Raw genomic sequence first — 19,923 nt, 5'->3', positions numbered from 1 at the left:
TGCCGGTATTGAACAATACCGGCATTTTTTTGCGTGACTAAAAGCCGCAGCAGATTAATCCTTAGCGCGCTCTTCCAGAATCGCCACAGCTGGCAATACTTTTCCTTCAACGAATTCAAGGAATGCACCGCCACCGGTAGAAACGTAAGAAATTTTATCAGCAAGGTTCCACTTGTCGATCGCAGCCAGCGTATCGCCACCACCGGCAACCGAGAAAGCATCGCTCGCCGCGATCGCGCGGGAAATTTCTTCAGTGCCTTTTGCGAAAGCATCAAACTCAAACACACCGCATGGACCATTCCACAACACGGTTTTGGCATTTTTGATGATCTCGGCAACGCGCGCTGCAGTTTCAGGGCCGTAGTCGATAATCTCTTCGTCAGCAGCAATTTCGTTTGGCTTTTTAACGGTTGCCACTGAATTATGGTTCCAGGATTTAAAACCTTCTTTGGTCACACGCACATCCGTTGCGTAAACCACTTCAGTGGTTTTACACAGACGTTGCGCTTCCGGGATCAAATCTTTTTCGTACAGTGAGTTGCCTACTTCGTTACCCGCAGCAGCAACAAACGTATTGGAGATACCACCGCCAACCACCAAAATGTCAGCAATTTTTGACAAGGCATCCAATACACTCAACTTGGTTGATACCTTTGAACCGCCAACGATAGCAACCAGTGGACGTGCAGGATTGTCGAGCACTTTTGCCAAAGCATCCAATTCAGCCGCCAGCAATGGGCCAGCAACTGCAATCGGTGCAAATTTCGCCACACCGTGGGTCGATGCTTGCGCGCGGTGCGCGGTACCGAATGCATCCATTACAAAGACATCGCACAATGCCGCCAATTTTCTGGACAGTTCGTCAGAATTTTTGCCTTCGCCCACATTAAAGCGTACGTTTTCAAGCAAAACCAAATCGCCTTGGTCAGCAAAACCATCAACCCAATCTTTTACCAACGGAACCGGACGGCCCAATTTTTCGCTCAAATATTTTGCCACAGGAGCAAGCGAAGCCGCTTCGTCGTAAACCCCTTCATCCGGACGACCGAGATGCGACATTACCATCACTTTTGCACCAGCAGCCAAAGCCGCCTGAATGGTTGGGATAGAAGCATCAATACGCACCGCGGAAGTGATGCGGCCATCTTCCAATGGCACATTCAGATCCTGACGAATCAATACACGCTTGCCGGCGAGATCCTGGTCTTTCATTAATTTTACGGTCATGAATCAACTCCTGATAAAAATAGAATAGCAATTAAAAACTTTTCAGTTAAACCGGCACCACTAAAAATCTTGATAAACATAGCGTATTTCCACCTGAGTTCCAGAAATGGTAGAGGGACAATTCGGTAATGAAACAACAATAGGTTTACCTGTATTTGCAGCAGCCAAAATTAATGAATACCAAGCCGTCTTTAACTCACTATCAAGCGTAAAAAAATAATAGTGATTGTCAATTTCCAATCCGCATTGATCGTTAACTAAATTAAAAAAAATTCTTCCATCAGCAGGGTATATACGTGCAACTTTTCCAGAAACATTGACAATCGCGAATGCATTAACCGAAATACAAGTCAAAAATAGCGCCAATAATTTCTTCATATTATTTCCCAACTTAATTAAAATAAAGTACTCAACGCAGTAGATGTATCAAAAGGCACTACCCTGATAATACGCTCATTTTTCGAAGGCACGTTCAGATCCTCACGATTCAACACAGCTACAGGCGAGACTCCAGCCTTGCATTAATTTTATGATCACGCTGTTCTCTTGATAAAAACAAAATACTTTTGTAAAAGTCTGCACTAAAAATCAAGATAAATCCGACTTAAGTTTTTCGAGAGCTATGCCGAATAACAATTCTGCTTGGGCAATGCATCGAGCACAATCACCGTTTCAAAATCGACGCCCAACGTTTTCACCAAACTTTGAATCATGGTTTGGTGATGTCCTGGCTTGCTGGTTAAGGTACGAAAACCGCGCGTTTGCAGTGCAGCATTCGCTATTTGCATAATCGCTTTATACGCAGCGTCAAAACGATTTACATTGCTCAAGCCAGATAAATGCGAATCCTGAATATTGCGTTTTGCTGCTTCCAATAAACGCCTGATGGTTAATGAATCAGGCTCTATAGGTTCCAAACTGATACCAACCAGATTATCCAGTGTCATCCATGTCTCCTATGATTTTAATAACCGGTTTTTCAAGCAACTCACGTACAAATGCAGAGCGCTCAAGCAGCGCCAATTGCCATTCTTCCGGCAAATATAACTTGGGGTTAATTTCCCTTCGCAATTGCTGCTGTGCGGAATAAAGTGCTTTGACGATTTCACCAAAACCCGCGCGACCAACAATCAATAAATCGATATCGCTATCAGCCCTGGCCTTACCACTGGCTACAGAGCCAAACACCAACGCAAAATCAATCTGCTGTGCAAGCGGAGCCAGTGCCTCTGCAAGTACATCCGCAATACCCGATGTTTTACGCAAAATACTGGCAAGCTCATCAAAAATCAGGCTGTTGCGATTAGCCTGGTAACTCACCTGATTGCCCTGCGCCATTTTCAATAGCAGCCCGGTATCCGCCAACTTGCTTAACTCTTTGTGCAGCGTACCCGCGACTGTGCCAGTCAAACGCGCAATTTCACGCACATGGTAGGCCTGCTCAGGATGTAGCAGTAACAGCCCCAGCACACGGCGGCGATATTCTTTAAAGAGCAAATCAGCGAGTGGGGAGTTCATCGTTAGGTGCCGCCAAAATGTAGCAAATTTAGCTACATTTGTAGCTTTTTTGGCTTCACTCGTCAAGCCGACACAAACTATGCTGCAAAACAAAACACCCGACTCGCGCCGGGTGTTTTGCTTACTTAGTCTTCCAGCAACTCTTCAATTGTGCTGACGATGTTATCAACCGTGAAGCCGAAGTGTTCCAGCAGTTTGTTGCCTGGTGCAGATTCCCCGAAGGTAGTCATACCGACGATACGGCCATCAAATCCAACGTATTTGTACCAGTAGTCAGCGTGTGCAGTTTCAACCGCAACGCGTGCGCCTACGCTGATTGGCAATACGGATTCTTTGTAGGCAACGTCTTGTTGATCAAACACAGATGTTGATGGCATAGAGACAACACGAACATTGCGGCCTTTTGCTTTCAGTGCTTCTGCTGCTTTCACAGTCACGCCAACTTCTGAACCGGTGGCGATCAGGATTGCTTCTGGCTCGCCCACGGAATCAATCAGCACATAACCGCCTTTGGCGATGTTGGCGACCTGCTCTGGAGTACGCGCAAAGAAATCCAGGTTTTGACGGCTGAATACCAATGCCGCGGGACCATCCTTACGCTCAACCGCCGCTTTCCAGGCGACAACAGATTCAGTGCTGTCCGCCGGGCGCCAGGTTTCCAGGTTTGGCGTCAAACGCAGGGTGCCGAGTACTTCGATTGGCTGGTGAGTCGGGCCGTCTTCGCCTTGGCCGATGGAGTCGTGGGTGTAGACAAATACGTTGCGCAATTTCATCAGCGCCGACATACGCACGGCGTTGGCCGCGTATTGCTGGAACATCAGGAAGGTGGCGCCGTAAGGGATAAAACCACCGTGGGCAGACACACCGTTCATGATTGCGCTCATACCGAATTCGCGCACGCCGTAATAGACATAGTTACCGCTCGCATCGCCCGCTTCTACGCCTTTGGACTTCTTGACCAAAGTCAGGTTGGACCCGGCGAGGTCAGCGGAGCCACCGAGGATTTCCGGCAACCACTCAACGAAAGCAGCGATGGTATTTTGCGATGCTTTACGGCTCGCAATTTTTTCGCCTTTGGCTTGGGTCTCAGCGATAAACGCTTCTGCTTTTGCAGCGAAGTCGGCAGGCAATTCACCTTTAATAACACGGCGATCAAATTCGGCGGCCAATTCCGGATGAGCAGCCTGGTAAGCTGCAAATTTTTCGCCCCAGGATTTTTCTGCGGCAGCACCTTTGGCTTTTGCGTCCCAACCTTCGTACACATCCGCTGGAACCACAAATGGCTCGTATTCCCAGTTCAGGGTTTTACGCACCAACGCCACTTCTTCCAAACCGAGTGGTGAGCCGTGGCAATCGTGTGAACCTTGTTTGTTCGGCGAGCCAAAACCGATAACGGTTTTGGTAACGATCAGGGTTGGCTTGCCGGTTTCAGCACGCGCTGCTTCGATTGCAGCTTTGATTGCATCAGGGTTGTGACCATCAACCGCTGGAATTACATGCCAGCCGTAGGACTCAAAACGCTTGGGCGTGTCATCGGTAAACCAGCCTTCAACATGGCCATCGATAGAAATACCGTTGTCATCGTAGAAAGCGATCAGTTTGCCCAAGCCCAAAGTACCGGCCAGGGAACAGGCTTCGTGGGAGACGCCTTCCATCATGCAGCCGTCGCCGAGGAAGCAGTAGGTGAAGTGATTAACCACGTCATGGCCATCGCGATTGAATTGCGCCGCCAGCACTTTCTCTGCCAGCGCCATACCCACGGCGTTGGCGATACCTTGGCCCAAGGGACCCGTGGTGGTTTCAACACCAGGGGTGTAACCGCGCTCGGGATGACCCGGGGTGGTGGAATGCAATTGACGGAATTGCTGCAAGTCTTCGATAGAAACCGCGTAACCGGTCAGATGCAATAGAGAATAAATCAGCATGGAACCGTGGCCGTTGGACAATACAAAACGGTCTCGATCAGCCCAATTAGGATTTTGCGGGTTGTGTTGTAAAAAGTCATTCCACAGAACTTCGGCGATATCCGCCATACCCATAGGGGCACCCGGGTGGCCTGAGTTAGCTTTTTGAACGGCGTCCATCGAGAGGACACGGATTGCATTGGCAAGATGTTGGCGAGTTGGCATGAAACTCAAGGCTCCTTAACGTATAAGTTGATTGCTGTTGTAGGTGGGCGCGCTCAAGCCTGAGCCGTAGCGAGTCAGGGGCACCCTGGGGTTGCAAAGCACTAATGGGCAATTGCCACTTATTTACAGGCCTCTGGTGGGCTTTTGTGTCGTTGGGTTCCAGCCGCCGTCGCTGGGGACAAAATGGGCTGGCATTTTCGCCCAGCGCGCGCCGCCCGTAAAGGAATAACAGACTTGATAGTCACAATTAATCATGAAAACCCATCGCACCAAACGAAATTGACCATCTTCAGAGCAATTCCTCGCAAAAAAGCATAGAGCCTATATCAAAATATTTTGATATAGGTTTTTTGTACTGCTAGACTGCACAGCACTTGTCGCCAAATGACCCTGCAATGAATAAACCTCTACACAGTGACACCAGCGCATTACCGGTTCTCACCGATATAGTCGAACTGGAAACACCGCTTAGCCCGCTTGCCAACCTGTTGAAAGCGGCCGGCGATCCATTACGGTTGGAGATCTTGCGGGTACTCAGCCAGGATTCGTTCGGCGTACTGGAGCTGTGCCGGATTTTCTCAATCAAACAATCGGGTATGAGCCATCATCTCAAGGTGCTCAACAATGCGGGTTTATTAAGTTCGCGCCGCGAAGCCAATTCGATTTTTTATCGCCGCGCCTATTTAGCACCCGATCATCCGCTCGCCGCATTACAGCAACAATTATTTGCAACCGTAGACACACTGCCAATTGCCGATCACTTGCGCGAACCCATCCGCGAATTGCAACAAGAACGCAGCCAGGCCGCGCAGGCTTTTTTTAGCGAGAACGCCGACAAATTCCGCGCGCAGCAAGATTTGATTGCCAGTTATCCGGTGTACGCCGAGCAGATGACGCAACTGCTCAACAACACTGCCTTGCGCGATAAAAAACTTGCGCTTGAAATCGGCCCCGGTGAAGGCGAATTTTTAGCGGTGCTCGCGCAACAATTCAATCAGGTGATTGCACTCGATATAGCCGCCAATATGCTCGATAAAGCACGCGCCTTTGCCAGTGAAAAAAACCTGCGCAATATCGAATTTATCCACGGCGAAACGCAAAGCTTAATCGGCCACAACGTATTGGCTGATTGCATATTGGTAAACATGGTGCTGCACCACACGCCATCGCCCGCCGATATTTTCCAGGATTTAAGCAATGTACTGGCACCGGGCGGCGCGCTGCTGATATGCGATCTCTGTCGCCACGAACAAACCTGGGCGCGCGACGCCTGCGGCGATTTATGGCAGGGCTTTGAACCGCAGGATTTTTCGCGCTGGGCGCAAGCAGCGAAATTGGATGAAGGCCAAAGTGTGTACTTTGCCTTGCGCAATGGTTTCCAAATCCAATTGCGCCAATTTTTTAAACCAATGAATTTTTAACAACCCCACCCTAACCCTCCCCTTGAAAAGGGGAGGAATAAATCCGACTCCGACTTAAACAGGGAGTAAAGCCCCTCCCCCTTGCAAAGGGGGAGGCTGGGAGGGGGTAAAATTTTTTTAGATTATTTGCGTTTTCAACAAAGGAAAAAATCATGTCCGAATATTCCGTCTTTACCTCCGAATCCGTTTCCGAAGGCCATCCCGATAAATTGGCTGACCAGATTTCTGACGCCGTGCTCGATGCAATCTTAAAAGATGATCCCAACGCGCGCGTTGCGGTGGAAACGCTGGTAAAAACCGGCATGGCAATTGTGGCAGGTGAAGTGCGCACTTCCACTTATGTCGATCTGGAAGATTTGATTCGCCAGGTAATTCTGGATATCGGCTACAACTCCAGCGATGTCGGTTTTGATGGCGCAAGCTGTGCTGTATTAAATGCAATCGGCAAACAATCGTCCGACATCGCTATGGGCGTAGATGAAGCCGACGATAAAGATTTAGGTGCTGGCGACCAGGGTTTGATGTTTGGTTATGCCACCAACGAAACGTCCGTATTGATGCCAGCACCGATTTTTTACGCACACCGTCTCGTTGAGCGTCAAGCCTATTTGCGCAAAAGTAATGTATTGCCCTGGTTACGTCCCGATGCAAAAAGCCAGGTAACCTTACGTTATGAAAATGGTAAGCCGGTTGCAATTGATGCTGTTGTTTTATCAACCCAACATTCACCCAGCGTAAGCCAGGCTGATATTCGCGAAGCTGTGCGTGAAGAAATTATCAAACACGTGTTGCCTGCCGAGTGGCTGCATAAAGATACCCAATACCACATCAATCCGACCGGCCAATTCATTATCGGCGGTCCTGTGGGTGATTGCGGTTTGACCGGCCGCAAAATTATTGTGGATTCCTACGGCGGCATGGCTCGCCATGGCGGTGGAGCATTCTCCGGTAAAGATCCATCAAAAGTAGACCGCTCCGCTGCATACGCCGGTCGTTACGTTGCAAAAAATATTGTTGCGGCAGGTTTGGCAGACCGTTTGGAAATCCAGGTGAGCTACGCCATTGGTGTTGCTGAACCCACTTCTATTTCAATCAATACTTTCGGCACTGGAAAAATTGCCGACGCAGCAATTATTGATTTGATTCGCGAACACTTTGATTTGCGTCCGCGCGGCCTGATTGAAATGCTGGATTTGAAACGCCCGATTTATCGCCAGACTGCTGCTTACGGTCACTTTGGCCGCGAGCTTCCCGATTTTACCTGGGAGAAAACGGATAAGGCTGATGTGTTGAAGAAAGCGCTTTAAGAATTACCCGTAGGTTGGGCAGCAATGCCCAACCTACATGTCCAACATACATGCCCAACAAAAAAGATTTCCGCGTTAATTGCGTTGGGCATTGCTGCCCAACCTACGCAACCACAAAAGGAAAAAAAGATGAGCTTCACCGACTACAAAGTTGCCGATATGTCCCTGGCTAACTGGGGCCGCAAAGAAATTGAAATTGCTGAAGGTGAAATGCCAGCACTGATGGCGCTGCGTCGCAAATACAAAAGCAGCAAACCCTTGGCCGATGCCAAAATCATTGGTTGTATTCACATGACGATCCAAACCGCCGTGTTGATTGAAACACTGGTTGAACTCGGTGCAGAAGTGCGCTGGTCATCATGCAATATTTTCTCGACCCAGGATCACGCAGCCGCCGCAATCGCAGCTGCAGGCATTCCGGTATTTGCCTGGAAAGGCGAAACCGAAGAAGAATTCTGGTGGTGCATTGAGCAAACCATCAATAAAGATGGCAAGCCTTGGGCAGCCAACATGATTCTCGATGATGGTGGCGATGTAACGCAGATCGTGCACGAAAAATATCCGCAGATGCTCGCTACCATTCACGGTATTTCGGAAGAGACTACCACCGGTGTTCATCGCCTGCTCGACATGCTGAAAAAAGGTCAATTAAAAGTACCTGCAATCAATGTGAACGATGCAGTGACCAAAAGTAAAAACGACAACAAATACGGTTGTCGCCACAGCTTGAACGATGCAATCAAGCGTGGCACCGACCATTTGCTCGCCGGTAAAAAAGCATTGGTTATTGGCTACGGCGATGTGGGTAAAGGTTCTGCTGCATCACTGCGTCAGGAAGGCATGATTGTTAAAATCACCGAGATAGATCCAATCTGTGCGATGCAAGCTTGCATGGACGGTTACGAAGTTGTGTCGCCATACAATAATGGTATCAACACTGGTAAATACGACGATATTAACCACATCGTCCTCGGCACCACCGATTTGGTAGTCACCACTACCGGCAATGTTAACGTGTGTGATTCGGCAATGCTGCGTGCGTTAAAACGCAGCGCCGTAGTATGTAATATCGGCCATTTCGATAGCGAAATTGATACTGCTTTTATGCGCAAACATTGGGAATGGGAAGAAGTTAAACCACAAGTCCATAAAATTTATCGCGACAAAGCCACTAACGATCATTTGATTCTGTTATCAGAAGGTCGCCTGGTGAATTTGGGCAATGCTACCGGTCACCCATCGCGCATTATGGATGGTTCTTTTGCCAACCAGGTTCTCGCACAAATTTATTTGTACGAGCGCAAATTTGCTGACCTGCCAGCAGAACAAAAAGCAGAGCATTTATACGTGCGTGTGCTGCCGAAGAAGCTCGACGAAGAAGTTGCGCGCGATATGGTGGAAGGTTTTGGTGGCGTCATTACCAAGCTGACCCAACACCAGGCCGAATATATCGGTGTAGATGCTGAAGGCCCATTCAAACCGGAATCTTACAAATATTAATTGATTAACCGTAGGTTGGGGTGAGGAACGAACCCCAACATGACAAACTCGCCATTTACGATAATGCTTATTCAAACATTCGAATCAACTTTATCGTTTTGCATATTTATTTGCGTTAATTGTGTTGGGGTTCGTTCCTCACCCCAACCTACAACAGAGCAACATTATGAACGACTCACAACCGCGTTTAAGTTTTGAATTTTTCCCGCCCAAAACAGCAGAGGGAAAAGAAAAGCTCATCAACGTGCGTAACCAATTAAATGTATTTGCGCCCGACTTTTTTTCTGTTACTTACGGGGCTGGCGGTTCAACCCGCGACAACACCAAAGGCATAGTTACCCAGTTTAAAGCCGATGGTATCAGTATAGCGCCGCACTTGTCATTTGGTGGCGATGATGAAGCTGCGGTCAAAAACCTGTTGCAAGAATACAAAGAGGCGGGTGTGGATCGCATCGTTGCACTGCGCGGTGATATACCGTCGGGCGTGGGTGGTGCCTACCAGTTAGTGTATGCAAATGAATTGGTTGCGTTTATCCGCAAGCATTTTGGTGAGCATTTCCATTTGGAAGTAGCGGCCTATCCGGAAATTCATCCGCAGGCCAAAAGCTACGATGCTGACATCAATTATTTGAAAGGCAAATTTGATGCAGGCGCTAACAGTGCAATCACCCAATACTTTTTCAATCCGGACGCGTACTTTTATTTTATTGATCAATGCAAAAAAGCAGGCATTACCCAGCCGATTTATCCCGGCATTATGCCAATCATCAATTACAAAAATTTAACCCGCTTCTCCGACGCCTGCGGTGCAGAGATTCCGCGTTGGTTGCGCAAAGCATTGGAAAACTATGCCGATGACGATGCCAGCCTGAAAGCATTCGGCGTAGATTTGGTTACCGAGCTGTGCGAAGTCATGTTAGAAAATGAAGCACCCGGTTTGCACTTCTACACCATGAACCAAAGCGAACCCACGGCACAGATTGTGAAAAACTTGGGATTGATCCCTAACGAATAATATTTTTCTGCAAAACGTTTCAAAACTTTTGTGTTATCACATCAATTAACCTTCTCATTGTAGGGGCGCTGCTTGCCGCGTCCGATCGCTGATTATAATTGGGCGCAGAAACAGGGCGCAGCAAGCAGCGCCCCTACGGATGGGAAATTTAAAAAACCGCTGTTCATGGGTGGCCTTTAAATTTCTCACGTAAATTCCACATAAAAATAACAGCGATTTTTCCGCAAATTTTACGCGCTTAACATGTTTGGCGTAACTTATCCATAAACTCTCTCGTCCTCTAGGTCCACACCGCTATTACCCGCCTAACTCAAATTACCAAAGCAATTTTTTGCGGCGGTGTTAACCCGGTGAGTGAGGAATGCAAAAGCCGAGGTGATGACTGTTTGTATCTTCATGAGCCCTTAAAGGTAAATAAACGAAGGTGGTAAACACGTTATGTCTTATTACGCGCAGAATAATACCCAACAAAAATCCGCAGGCATTTTGTTTGTGATTGGATTTCATATCCTGATAATGTGGTGCTTGTTGAGCAATATGGGCGGCGGAATTATCGCGTTCCTTCCAACCCCAGTCCAAATCAAGATAGTTGAGCCAGTACCAATAGAACAACAGCCACCGGCACCCATAGAGCCCATCATTCAACAGTCACAAATGGCGATGATAATGCCGGATAATGTCGCCGTTATGCCCAGCGAATCAACCAATACCATTACAGTAAGCACCGATCCTGTTATTACGGAGCCAGTATCAACAATCACCAAACCCAAAATTGTGCGGGCAAGTAAACCGGATTATCCGGCCGCATCAATTCGTTTGGGGGAAGAGGGTGCAACTGGCTTGCGGCTTTATATCACTGAAGATGGCCGCGTCGCCGATGTCGAACTGGTATCAAGCAGCGGCTCATTGCGACTCGATCAAGCCGCGATCAAACACGCAAAAAATAATTGGCGATTCAGCCCCTGCATGGAGAGCAACAGAGCTATTGCCTGTTGGCATCAAACCAACCTGGTTTGGAAAATTGAAAATACAAAACGCCAGTTAAATTGAGGTAATAAACAAGGAGACAATGTCTCCTTGTTTAATTGATTAATTCAAGACGAATCAATCTGCGCTCAACGCCTGCTTCTGCAATGCATTCAACTGCGCGATACCTTTTTTAGCCAGGTTCAACATTGCGGCGAATTCCGCTTCGGTAAATGGCTCGGCTTCGGCGGTGCCCTGGATTTCGATAATGCCACCGTCATCGCCCATCACCACGTTCATGTCGGTATCGGCCGATGAGTCTTCGGGGTAATCCAGATCAAGTACCGGTACACCCTGATAAATTCCCACCGAGATAGAGGCAATCGCGCGTTTGAGCGGTTCGCCGGTTACCTTGCCTTGCGCTTTGAGGAAGTTAATCGCATCAGCCAGAGCAACCCAGGCACCGGTGATCGACGCAGTGCGCGTGCCACCGTCCGCCTGAATAACGTCACAATCGATGTGGATGGTATTTTCGCCCAGCGCGGTTAAATCCACCGCCGCACGTAGCGAGCGGCCGATTAAACGTTGGATTTCGACAGTGCGCCCTTGCTGTTTACCACGCGCAGCTTCGCGATCCATACGGGTGCCGGTGGAGCGTGGCAGCATGCCATATTCAGCGGTAAGCCAGCCTTGCCCCTGGCCGCGCAAAAAGGGCGGGACGGAATTGACCACACTGGCGGTACAGATAACTTTGGTATCGCCAAACTCGACCAGAACCGAGCCTTCGGCGTGTTTGGTGTAGCGGCGAGTGAGGCGAACAGGACGTAATTGGTCGGGCGAGCGGCCACTTGGACGTTGCATAAAAAGGAATCCTTACTACTGGAAATGAATAGCCGGGAAGGTGTGTTACCATCCCCCATTTGTTAATGAATGTAATGTGCAAGGGAACTCTACCAGCTCTCACCCGTAGAAGTAACCGCCCCCACGCAGTATCCACCTTTCATAGAATGACTTAGTTCCAGGAGCCCTTATGCCACGTAGTATGACTGGATTTGCCCGCCGTGAAGCCAAACTCCCCTGGGGTACACTGGTATGGGAAATCCGCAGTGTGAATCACCGCTACCTCGAACCCAGCTTCCGCCTCTCTGAAGATTTCCGTGAAATTGAACCCCATCTGCGCGATGCCATGCGCAAAGCCTTGCAGCGCGGCAAAGTCGAAGCCAGCCTGAGCGTGCAATGGGAACAGGAGGGCGAGTCTGAATTGGGAATCAACTTGCAAAAAGTCGCCCAACTGACCAAAGCCGCCCAGCAGATCAATGGCCTGCTCGGCGCGGTTGCTGCACCGGTGAACTCACTGGATATTTTGCGCTGGCCCGGGGTGATCCAAAAACAGGAGTTGGATCGCGAGCAAATGCACAAAGCGGCATTGGAATTATTTGACTCGGCACTCGAAGGCCTGATCGAACACCGCTCACGCGAAGGTGCAGAACTTGAGCAATTAATTATCAACCGCCTCGCCAGTGTCTCTGCACATGTCGCCAACGTGCGGGCGCGCATGCCTGAAATACTTGCAGCACAACGCGAAAAATTGCAGATCAAACTCGCTGCATTGCAAGTGGAATTAGACCCGGAGCGCCTTGAACAAGAGATTGTGTTGCTCGCGCAAAAAGCCGACGTAGATGAAGAGCTGGATCGCCTCGACACTCACGTCATCGAAGTCAAACGCAGCCTGAAACAAACCGATTCCCTCGGCCGCCGGCTGGATTTTTTAATGCAGGAATTAAATCGCGAAGCCAATACCCTCTCATCAAAATCGGTCGTGAGCGATACCACTCAAGCGGCAGTGGAGTTGAAGGTATTGATCGAACAAATGCGGGAGCAGGTGCAGAATATTGAGTGATATCTCATGCGATCTCATGAAATTACATTTTACTTGTACGCCAAACAATTTGCTTGCAACCGATGCAACCGCTAAATTTCTTGCAGCGCGATTTCCCTCGCTTGCCATGGTTGCAGAGGCTCCTATGCACGATACTCATGGGTTAAGCGATTCGCGGACGCGCCGAACCAGCATTGCAACATCTGCCCCCTGGCGACCTCTGTAGGTGTGAAGTTCATCCAATACTAAATACTGTAATCCTTTTGCAGCAGACATAACTTTCCTATCAATGGAATCCTGACGTGTCATCAGCAATTCCAGCATCATAAAGTTAGTCAGGATTATATCCGGCGGGTTATCTGCTATTGCGTGGCGAGTTGCATCATCGTCTTGGCCGGTATAGCGGGCAAATGTGACAGGTTTTTTATCGCCATAAGAACCAAGAAATTTTTCTAATTCTTGCCCGATAGGAAAATGTTACTTTCAGCCCAAATGAGAGTAACCTATGTATATTACATTAACTGCATAGATTTGTCTCATATGATACTCCTCCAACCCTATGCCACTCTAGAAAAAGGAAAGGTTCACCCGACCGGCGACCTTATTAGACGCCTTGGGCTAAGCCATGCCCAAGCTTTTAGGGTACTGCAACGGTGGCAGCAAGAGGGGTTTGTGGTGAAGGTTGGGCGTGGGCTCTACCAGTTGGCGGAAGACAACCAGCACCAGAACCCTTGGCTCGCTGCCCAGCATCTGGTGCCTAATGGGGTGATCTGTCTGGTCTCGGCGCTTGCTTTCCACCAGTTGGGCACCCAATCACCGCCAGCTGTATGGGTGGCGGTTGCAAGCAATGCCTGGCGCAAGCAAAGCGATTATCCACCCCTTGAATGGGTTCACATGGGGGAAGAGGCGCTAAGCAGCGGGGTGGAAGTGCATGCAGTGGAGGGAGGTGAACTGCGCGTGTTTTCCATTGAAAAAACGATTGCGGATTGCTTCAAGTTCCGTAACCGTGTTGGGCTGGATGTCGCGCTGGAAGCCTTGAAAGATGCTTGGGCCAGCAACCGACTGGATCTTGTCGAGCTAGACGCAATGGCCAAAATTTGCAGGGTGCAAAAGGTGCTAAAGCCTTATGTTGAGGCATTGATCGCATGACTAAAAATATTGGCAATCTGGCTGCTTCCATTCGGCAAAAACTGCTTAATTTTTCCAAGGCACACAACGAACCCTTTCAACAGGTATTGGTAAATTTTGCGCTTGAGAGGCTGCTCTATCGGCTGTCCATTTCTGACTATGCCGACCGTTTTGTGCTCAAAGGTGCGTTGCTGTTCAGGCTCTGGTTTGATTTGCCCCAGCGCCCTACGCGAGATATAGATTTCCTTGGCTTCGGTGAGGCCGACCCCGAGCAAATCAAAATTATTTTTGTAACGCTAACAGAAGCGAATGTGGAAGACGGCCTGATTTTTTTAGCTGAATCCATCACCGCAGAACCGATCAGAAAAGCCGCCGGTTATCCGGGCATTCGCGTTCAATTACAAGCGAGCCTGGATAACGCCCGCATACCTATCCAGTGCGACATTGGGTTTGGTGATGCGATAACACCCTCAGCAGCTTCCAGCGAATTTCCAACACTATTGGATCTGCCTGCGCCTGTATTGCGCGTCTATCCATTAGAGACAGTGGTAGCGGAAAAACTTGAAGCGCTGGTTAAATTGGCCAGCTTCAATACTCGCTTGAAAGATTATTTTGATTTGTGGGTTTTATCGACAGCGGAGCAAATCGACCATGCTGTTTTACCGAAGGCGATTGCCGCTACCTTTGAGCGACGGCAAACATCGTTACCCGCTACAATCCCAGTCGGGCTCACTGAAAGTTACGCTACTGAAAAGGCTCAACAGTGGAGTGCGTTTCTGAAACGAAGCCAACTAGAAGCACCGCCTTTAGCTGAAGTAGTTAAGGAATTGGCAGCTATTTATTGGCCGTTGCTGGAAAAATCTTACCACCATTAATGTGGTGACAGAAGTGGTGGCAGGAAAGCCATATTTGGGCAATTAAATTTAATTAATATATTGATTTATATGAGTTTATTTAATCCACACTACAAACAGGTGCAGAATATCGAATAAAATAAAAAAGGAGGCAAAAGCCTCCTTTTTAACGCATCAGGAAAATTTATTTCTTGATACCTTCTACTTCCAATTCCAATTTAACAGACTGCGATGCTGGCCCCAGATCCATTTTCACGTTGAAGTCTTTCAGATTGATTGTGGTTTCACCTGAGAAGCCTGCACGATAGCCGCCCCATGGATCTTTACCTTCGCCTACTTTTTCCACTTCTATCGTAACGCTTTTGGTAACACCATTCAGTGTCAGGTCACCAACGATATCGAATTCATCTTTACCATCGAGAACGATTTTCTTGCTTACGAAGGTTGCTTTAGGAAATTTTTCTACGTTCAAAAAATCCGGGCTGCGCAAATGCTTGTCGCGCTCAGCGTGATTGGAGTTAATACTGGCAGTATCAATAGTCACATTCACTGTGCTTGCTTCCGGCTTGGCTGGATCGTAGCTGAATTCACCAGAGAAAGTATCAAAGCGGCCAGTCAATACACTGTAACCCAAGTGTTTGATTGAGAAGTTGATCGACGCATGCGCGCCTTTGGTGTCGATCACATAATTGTCAGCCATGGCTGGCAAACTCATAATACCGATACTGCTAACAGCCAGGGCAAGAAGAGATTTTTTTAACATGAATAAACTCCTTTGAGATAAATCATTGTTGTTGATACTGCTGTTGAATGGATACTGCGATTAATAAATAAAGTGAGGTATTGGTTTATTTACATTTACAAAAGATCAGTTTTTTTCACCGGTTTTATTATGCGTACCAGCGTGCGGTCGCGCATAACAAAATGATGCAGAAGTGCACCGGCGGTATGGAGTACCACGAGTAGAACAATGCCCCAAGCCAAATATTCGTGCAGGGCACCGGCAATATCGACATTTTTTGAGCTTAATTCGGTTATCACCGGGAATTTAATGAGATCAAATAATCTCGCCGGCTGACCCTCGGCAGTAGTAATTAAATAGCCAGTCACCAACACAATAAAAATAAGTACATAGAAAACAAGTTTGACGAATCTTGCCGCAAGATTTTGTACACGCTTGTTAGAAAGATCTACTGGTGTCGGATTAATAATGCGCCACATTACTCGCACCAACATTATCAATAATACGATCAAACCCAGACTCACATGCAGCTCCGGGCCTTTGTGATACCAGTCATCGTAATAACTCAAGCCGGTCATATAAATGCCCAAACCGAACAGGAAGAGGATCAAGACTGCACTGACCCAATGGATCACAATGGAAATTAAACCATAGCCGTTGCGGGAGTCCTTTAACATGCCTTGCCTCTTGGTTACGAATCTTTTGTCGATGTTATGTGTTAACACAGTGAGACGAAGATAACAGTAATGCGAATAAATTACAGTATCACGAGAGTCTTGCGCACTTGCAGTGACTTGGCCGACATTGGGACGTAAAGAAAGGTTTAACGCGATAAATTTTTATTTTTCAGTAAGTTACGAACCAGCAATACAACAACATCAATTCTTTATCGAAAAACCTATCGAATTACTCGTTCTTTATTATCCAAATTCCAGTGATGTTAAACAGGATGTTGCGGGCCTTTTAACACCGGACGCTTGCGTCCCTGTTCATCGATTGCCACGTAAACATATTCGCCTTGCGTTACCTGGCTGATCTGGTGCGTGAGAAAATCTTTGATCCACACTTCCACTTTTACCCTGATGGATGTGTTGCCAATACGCAGGGTGCTGGTATAACAACTGATAATAGCGCCTACAGGCACCGGCCGCATAAATACCATACTGCCCACAGCAACTGTTGTAACACGCCCCTGCGCAACTTCGTTGGCATGGATCGCGCCAGCGATGTCCATTTGCGCCATAACCCAACCACCAAAAATATCACCGAATGGATTGGTATCGGCAGGCATGGTGATAGTTTGCAAGGCAATGGTGCCGGTGGGAGTTGCATTGAAAATTTGCATGGGCAGGTCCTGAAAACGCGTGAGGCTTTGAGTATAGCGCCACGCACCCGATAATCCACACACATCAAATCCGGAAATGAAAAAGAGATTGATCAGTTTACAGTGGCAAAAAAAATCCCGCGCAAGTTGCCTTACGCGGGATTTTTCAAACTAATTAATTACTGCAATTTACCCAACTTCCCTTTCGCTGCCTCACCAATTTCGCCACCACCTTCAGCCGCTTGCTGGTAATACTTGGCAGCTTGCGCACGATCACCTTTGGCAACTGACACTTCACCCAAGTAGTAAGCGGCGATTTGCGTTGGCAAATAGCGCTGGCTGGTAAGCAAATCTTTTTCTGCCAGATCATTTTTCTTTAACTGGTTATAGGCAATACCACGGAACACATAAGGCTTGAAATAACCTGGGTTGACCTGGATTGCACGATCCAACGCGGCGACGGCGTCGTTGGTTTTATCTTGTTGCAACAATAATTGGCCTTTCATTTCCCAGAACAAATTTTCTTTCGGTTGCTGGGCGATGGATTGATCAACATAGGACAATGCATCGATGTATTTTTTCTCGCCCGCCAGCTTTTGCGCTTTTTGATAATTTTCATAGGCTTTTTTATCTTTGGTCAGCTGTGAAATGGCTTTTTGATAGGCCTCTTTGTTGCGCACACCACCGGGATATTTCGCTGCATGCTGGCGATTCCTGGCAACACGCTCTTGTGATGGCGGGTGACTGGCAAACAGGCCTTCAATAAATCCGGAGTTGCGGCCTTCAGACAATTTCACAAAAATTTCCTGCAGCTCAACAGCGGCTTGCGCGTCGTAACCCGCTTTGGCCATATATTTCATGCCCACTTCGTCCGATTCCAATTCATCGTTGCGGCCGTATTTGGCTTGCCATGCTTGCGAACCCACTGCCAGGGCACCTACACCCAGCGCACCGTATTCCGGTTTCTTTTCGGCAATGGCGACACCGGCCAATAATACGCCCGCACCCATCAATACATTTCGGGTCTGCTGTTGCGCACCGTGGCGTGCAGCAGCGTGGACGATTTCATGGCCGATTACCGCCGCGAGTTGCGCTTCATCTTGCAGATAAATCAGCAGACCCCGGTTAAAGGCCAGCTTGCCCCCGGGCATTGCCCAGGCATTGGGTACATCATTATTAAGCACAACAAATTCGTACGGCAGGTCAGGGCGATCACTCACCGCCGCCAGTTTTTTTCCGACTCGCTGCACATAAGCTGTCAGCGCCGGATCAACTGTGTATTGACCGCCTTGCGATTGCTGGGCGGGAGCATAGTTTTGTGCACCGGCGGCAACTTCCTGCTCGGGCGACATGACGGATAATTGGGTTTTACCCGTTACCGGGTTAACAACACACCCGGCCAAGGGAAGGGCAAAAATGCCCAGGGCAAGAATAAGGGAAAGGCTTTTCATAAAGGGACTCCTTGTTGCAGAGGTGGGTATAATGCCACAACTTTTACCAGATACTGTTTTAATAGAAGGTGAATCCCTCCTTATGAAATCCCTGCAAGTGATTGAGCTCTTTGCCGGCGTCGGCGCCGATGGCAAGGCGATTGTCGAGCAACTCCATGTGCGCGAGCTGGAAGATGGCACTTTCCAACTGGTGCAGTCGCCCGCGTTTGCCAAAGGTCTCGCCAGCGGCGATGTGGTCAAGATGCTGCCCCAAACCCGCGAATTTGATCTCGTCCAGCGCAGCGGCAATTTAAGTGTGCGCGTGTTCAGCCGTGGCGACATCCAACCGCTGGCCGATGCGCTCACCGCTGAACTGGAAAAACTGGGCGGCGAATTGGATCGCGAGACTCCGCGTATGCTGGTTTATTCTATCCATGTCAGCTGCGGCTTCAGTGCGATTGAAAACATACTCAACGAGTTTGTCGGCCGCGATGGCCAAAGCGCCTGGATGTACGGCAATGTGTACGACCCCGCCGATGGTGAAACCCCGCTCAACTGGTGGCTGGATTTGCTCAAGCCCGAATAATTCTTTTTTCCCCGGTATTGACCCTGACTTATGCTGCATTTGATTTCACCTGCCAAAACCCTGGATTTTGAGACTCCACCCAAAACCGCCGAATTTAGCCAGCCGCAATTTCTTGAACACTCGCAGGAGCTGATCAAGGATTTGCGCCAGCTCACGCCGCCGCAGGTATCCAGGCTAATGGAGATCAGCGAAAAACTGGGCGAACTCAATGCGCAGCGCTTTCTTGAATGGCAAGCGCCCTTCACGCCGAAAAATGCCAAACAGGCGATACTCGCTTTTAAAGGTGATGTTTATACCGGCATGCAGGCCGAGACTTTCTCCAAGGCCAATTTCACGTTTGCGCAACAGCATTTGCGGATTCTCTCGGGCTTGTACGGCTTACTGCGCCCGCTCGATCTCATCCAGCCGTACCGCTTGGAGATGGGCACCGGTTTTGCCAATGCGCGCGGTAAAAACCTCTACCACTTTTGGGGCGACATTATCACCGACCAACTCAATAAAGAGCTGGACGCACAGAAAGAGCGGATAATTGTAAACCTTGCCTCTAATGAATACTGGAGCGCGGTCAACACCAAAAAATTGCATGCCGAGGTGATTACGCCGGTATTCAAGGACAGCAAAAACGGCCAGTACAAGATCATCAGTTTCTTCGCTAAAAAGGCGCGCGGCATGATGAGCGCCTACATCATCCACAACAAGATTAAGCAAGTAGAGGCCATCAAAGGGTTCGATACGGCGGGCTATTACTATGACGAACGCTCGTCATCCCCCAAAGAATGGGTCTTCTTGCGGGCTGAAATGAAGGACAAAGTGTCGGCTGGTTTACAGAAATAAATCGAAATATCGAGCAATTTTCTCAGTAGCAAAGTTTATATAGTGAAAAACACTACCAACCTC

At 48.5% G+C, this 19,923-nt stretch carries 21 protein-coding genes; 10 read left to right on the top strand and 11 right to left on the bottom strand.

Annotated features, from left to right (window positions below; translation table 11 throughout):
• Positions 1–54 precede the first annotated feature (54 nt).
• The 5 genes from AC1RJL_RS11520 to tkt all read right to left on the bottom strand — a co-directional run bounded on the left by AC1RJL_RS11520 (position 55) and on the right by tkt (position 4,874).
• Entirely contained in the window at positions 55–1,227 is a 1,173-nt protein-coding gene (locus AC1RJL_RS11520; protein WP_492914076.1) for a phosphoglycerate kinase, read from the bottom strand.
• Positions 1,228–1,287: 60 nt separating this feature from the next.
• The gene (locus tag AC1RJL_RS11515) at positions 1,288–1,605 is read right to left on the bottom strand and encodes a hypothetical protein (RefSeq protein WP_492914074.1); all 318 of its coding nucleotides are present in this window, start codon (positions 1,603–1,605) and stop codon (positions 1,288–1,290) included.
• A 242-nt stretch (positions 1,606–1,847) separates the two neighbouring features.
• Complete coding sequence (locus AC1RJL_RS11510) at positions 1,848–2,174, bottom strand: hypothetical protein (RefSeq protein ID WP_492914072.1); 327 nt, start codon at positions 2,172–2,174, stop codon at positions 1,848–1,850.
• Positions 2,161–2,745: a nucleotidyltransferase domain-containing protein gene (locus AC1RJL_RS11505; RefSeq protein WP_492914070.1), complete on the bottom strand. Its 585-nt coding sequence runs from the start codon at positions 2,743–2,745 to the stop codon at positions 2,161–2,163. Before AC1RJL_RS11505 ends, AC1RJL_RS11510 begins: the two co-directional genes overlap by 14 nt.
• 125 nt (positions 2,746–2,870) lie before the next feature.
• Positions 2,871–4,874 (bottom strand): transketolase, encoded by a 2,004-nt coding sequence (gene tkt / locus AC1RJL_RS11500; RefSeq protein WP_492914068.1) that lies wholly within the window; start codon positions 4,872–4,874, stop codon positions 2,871–2,873.
• 395 nt (positions 4,875–5,269) lie between these two features.
• On the opposite strand from tkt, the gene AC1RJL_RS11495 reads away from it, so the two are divergent.
• The 5 genes from AC1RJL_RS11495 to AC1RJL_RS11475 all read left to right on the top strand — a co-directional run bounded on the left by AC1RJL_RS11495 (position 5,270) and on the right by AC1RJL_RS11475 (position 11,167).
• Positions 5,270–6,295, top strand: a complete 1,026-nt coding sequence (locus AC1RJL_RS11495) for a metalloregulator ArsR/SmtB family transcription factor (protein ID WP_492914066.1) — start codon at positions 5,270–5,272, stop codon at positions 6,293–6,295.
• 152 nt (positions 6,296–6,447) lie between these two features.
• Positions 6,448–7,602, top strand: coding sequence for a methionine adenosyltransferase (gene metK / locus AC1RJL_RS11490; protein WP_492914064.1), 1,155 nt, complete (start codon positions 6,448–6,450; stop codon positions 7,600–7,602).
• 129 nt (positions 7,603–7,731) lie between these two features.
• On the top strand, positions 7,732–9,102 hold the full coding sequence (gene ahcY / locus AC1RJL_RS11485) for an adenosylhomocysteinase (RefSeq protein WP_492914062.1): 1,371 nt from the start codon (positions 7,732–7,734) through the stop codon (positions 9,100–9,102).
• Between the two features lie 166 nt (positions 9,103–9,268).
• The gene (gene metF / locus AC1RJL_RS11480) at positions 9,269–10,117 is read left to right on the top strand and encodes a methylenetetrahydrofolate reductase [NAD(P)H] (RefSeq protein ID WP_492914060.1); all 849 of its coding nucleotides are present in this window, start codon (positions 9,269–9,271) and stop codon (positions 10,115–10,117) included.
• Between the two features lie 438 nt (positions 10,118–10,555).
• Positions 10,556–11,167 (top strand): energy transducer TonB, encoded by a 612-nt coding sequence (locus tag AC1RJL_RS11475; RefSeq protein WP_492914058.1) that lies wholly within the window; start codon positions 10,556–10,558, stop codon positions 11,165–11,167.
• 54 nt (positions 11,168–11,221) lie between these two features.
• On the opposite strand, the gene rph is transcribed toward AC1RJL_RS11475, so the two are convergent.
• A complete protein-coding gene (gene rph, locus AC1RJL_RS11470) occupies positions 11,222–11,944 on the bottom strand; it encodes a ribonuclease PH (protein WP_492914056.1) in 723 nt (240 codons plus the stop codon).
• 169 nt (positions 11,945–12,113) lie between these two features.
• Between rph and AC1RJL_RS11465 the strand changes: the two genes are divergently transcribed.
• Positions 12,114–12,983, top strand: coding sequence for a YicC/YloC family endoribonuclease (locus tag AC1RJL_RS11465; RefSeq protein ID WP_492914054.1), 870 nt, complete (start codon positions 12,114–12,116; stop codon positions 12,981–12,983).
• Positions 12,984–13,118: 135 nt separating this feature from the next.
• On the opposite strand, the gene AC1RJL_RS11460 is transcribed toward AC1RJL_RS11465, so the two are convergent.
• On the bottom strand, positions 13,119–13,430 hold the full coding sequence (locus AC1RJL_RS11460) for a DEAD/DEAH box helicase (protein WP_492914735.1): 312 nt from the start codon (positions 13,428–13,430) through the stop codon (positions 13,119–13,121).
• 207 nt (positions 13,431–13,637) lie between these two features.
• Here AC1RJL_RS11460 and AC1RJL_RS11455 point away from each other — a divergent pair, with 207 nt between their 5' ends.
• Together AC1RJL_RS11455 and AC1RJL_RS11450 are read left to right on the top strand one after the other, a co-directional pair.
• The gene (locus tag AC1RJL_RS11455) at positions 13,638–14,111 is read left to right on the top strand and encodes a type IV toxin-antitoxin system AbiEi family antitoxin domain-containing protein (RefSeq protein ID WP_492914052.1); all 474 of its coding nucleotides are present in this window, start codon (positions 13,638–13,640) and stop codon (positions 14,109–14,111) included.
• Positions 14,108–14,965, top strand: coding sequence for a nucleotidyl transferase AbiEii/AbiGii toxin family protein (locus AC1RJL_RS11450; RefSeq protein ID WP_492914050.1), 858 nt, complete (start codon positions 14,108–14,110; stop codon positions 14,963–14,965). The genes AC1RJL_RS11455 and AC1RJL_RS11450 overlap by 4 nt, the downstream gene beginning before the upstream one ends.
• 163 nt (positions 14,966–15,128) lie before the next feature.
• On the opposite strand, the gene AC1RJL_RS11445 is transcribed toward AC1RJL_RS11450, so the two are convergent.
• The 4 genes from AC1RJL_RS11445 to AC1RJL_RS11430 form a co-directional block, all read right to left on the bottom strand.
• The gene (locus tag AC1RJL_RS11445; protein WP_492914048.1) at positions 15,129–15,707 is read right to left on the bottom strand and encodes a YceI family protein; all 579 of its coding nucleotides are present in this window, start codon (positions 15,705–15,707) and stop codon (positions 15,129–15,131) included.
• A 95-nt stretch (positions 15,708–15,802) separates the two neighbouring features.
• On the bottom strand, positions 15,803–16,363 hold the full coding sequence (locus AC1RJL_RS11440) for a cytochrome b (RefSeq protein ID WP_492914046.1): 561 nt from the start codon (positions 16,361–16,363) through the stop codon (positions 15,803–15,805).
• A 263-nt stretch (positions 16,364–16,626) separates the two neighbouring features.
• A complete protein-coding gene (locus AC1RJL_RS11435; RefSeq protein ID WP_492914044.1) occupies positions 16,627–17,031 on the bottom strand; it encodes an acyl-CoA thioesterase in 405 nt (134 codons plus the stop codon).
• A 158-nt stretch (positions 17,032–17,189) separates the two neighbouring features.
• The gene (locus AC1RJL_RS11430) at positions 17,190–18,461 is read right to left on the bottom strand and encodes a M48 family metalloprotease (RefSeq protein WP_492914042.1); all 1,272 of its coding nucleotides are present in this window, start codon (positions 18,459–18,461) and stop codon (positions 17,190–17,192) included.
• Between the two features lie 31 nt (positions 18,462–18,492).
• On the opposite strand from AC1RJL_RS11430, the gene AC1RJL_RS11425 reads away from it, so the two are divergent.
• Positions 18,493–19,026, top strand: coding sequence for a DUF4265 domain-containing protein (locus AC1RJL_RS11425; protein WP_492914040.1), 534 nt, complete (start codon positions 18,493–18,495; stop codon positions 19,024–19,026).
• A gap of 30 nt (positions 19,027–19,056) precedes the next feature.
• Positions 19,057–19,860 (top strand): peroxide stress protein YaaA, encoded by an 804-nt coding sequence (gene yaaA, locus AC1RJL_RS11420; RefSeq protein WP_492914038.1) that lies wholly within the window; start codon positions 19,057–19,059, stop codon positions 19,858–19,860.
• Positions 19,861–19,923: the final 63 nt, after the last annotated feature.

It is taken from the genome of Cellvibrio sp. GW822-FHT04B05, from assembly GCF_058800985.1.
Note: the sequence above shows the minus strand (reverse complement) of the source record. Positions and strands in the feature narration are given on the sequence as shown.

Coding starts and splice junctions, on each gene's coding strand:
- AC1RJL_RS11520 (WP_492914076.1), bottom strand. CDS start 1,227: ATGACCGTAAAATTAATGAAAGACCAGGATCTCGCCGGCAAGCGTGTA.
- AC1RJL_RS11515 (WP_492914074.1), bottom strand. CDS start 1,605: ATGAAGAAATTATTGGCGCTATTTTTGACTTGTATTTCGGTTAATGCA.
- AC1RJL_RS11510 (WP_492914072.1), bottom strand. CDS start 2,174: ATGACACTGGATAATCTGGTTGGTATCAGTTTGGAACCTATAGAGCCT.
- AC1RJL_RS11505 (WP_492914070.1), bottom strand. CDS start 2,745: ATGAACTCCCCACTCGCTGATTTGCTCTTTAAAGAATATCGCCGCCGT.
- tkt (WP_492914068.1), bottom strand. CDS start 4,874: ATGCCAACTCGCCAACATCTTGCCAATGCAATCCGTGTCCTCTCGATG.
- AC1RJL_RS11495 (WP_492914066.1), top strand. CDS start 5,270: ATGAATAAACCTCTACACAGTGACACCAGCGCATTACCGGTTCTCACC.
- metK (WP_492914064.1), top strand. CDS start 6,448: ATGTCCGAATATTCCGTCTTTACCTCCGAATCCGTTTCCGAAGGCCAT.
- ahcY (WP_492914062.1), top strand. CDS start 7,732: ATGAGCTTCACCGACTACAAAGTTGCCGATATGTCCCTGGCTAACTGG.
- metF (WP_492914060.1), top strand. CDS start 9,269: ATGAACGACTCACAACCGCGTTTAAGTTTTGAATTTTTCCCGCCCAAA.
- AC1RJL_RS11475 (WP_492914058.1), top strand. CDS start 10,556: ATGTCTTATTACGCGCAGAATAATACCCAACAAAAATCCGCAGGCATT.
- rph (WP_492914056.1), bottom strand. CDS start 11,944: ATGCAACGTCCAAGTGGCCGCTCGCCCGACCAATTACGTCCTGTTCGC.
- AC1RJL_RS11465 (WP_492914054.1), top strand. CDS start 12,114: ATGCCACGTAGTATGACTGGATTTGCCCGCCGTGAAGCCAAACTCCCC.
- AC1RJL_RS11450 (WP_492914050.1), top strand. CDS start 14,108: ATGACTAAAAATATTGGCAATCTGGCTGCTTCCATTCGGCAAAAACTG.
- AC1RJL_RS11445 (WP_492914048.1), bottom strand. CDS start 15,707: ATGTTAAAAAAATCTCTTCTTGCCCTGGCTGTTAGCAGTATCGGTATT.
- AC1RJL_RS11440 (WP_492914046.1), bottom strand. CDS start 16,363: ATGTTAAAGGACTCCCGCAACGGCTATGGTTTAATTTCCATTGTGATC.
- AC1RJL_RS11435 (WP_492914044.1), bottom strand. CDS start 17,031: ATGCAAATTTTCAATGCAACTCCCACCGGCACCATTGCCTTGCAAACT.
- AC1RJL_RS11430 (WP_492914042.1), bottom strand. CDS start 18,461: ATGAAAAGCCTTTCCCTTATTCTTGCCCTGGGCATTTTTGCCCTTCCC.
- AC1RJL_RS11425 (WP_492914040.1), top strand. CDS start 18,493: ATGCCACAACTTTTACCAGATACTGTTTTAATAGAAGGTGAATCCCTC.
- yaaA (WP_492914038.1), top strand. CDS start 19,057: ATGCTGCATTTGATTTCACCTGCCAAAACCCTGGATTTTGAGACTCCA.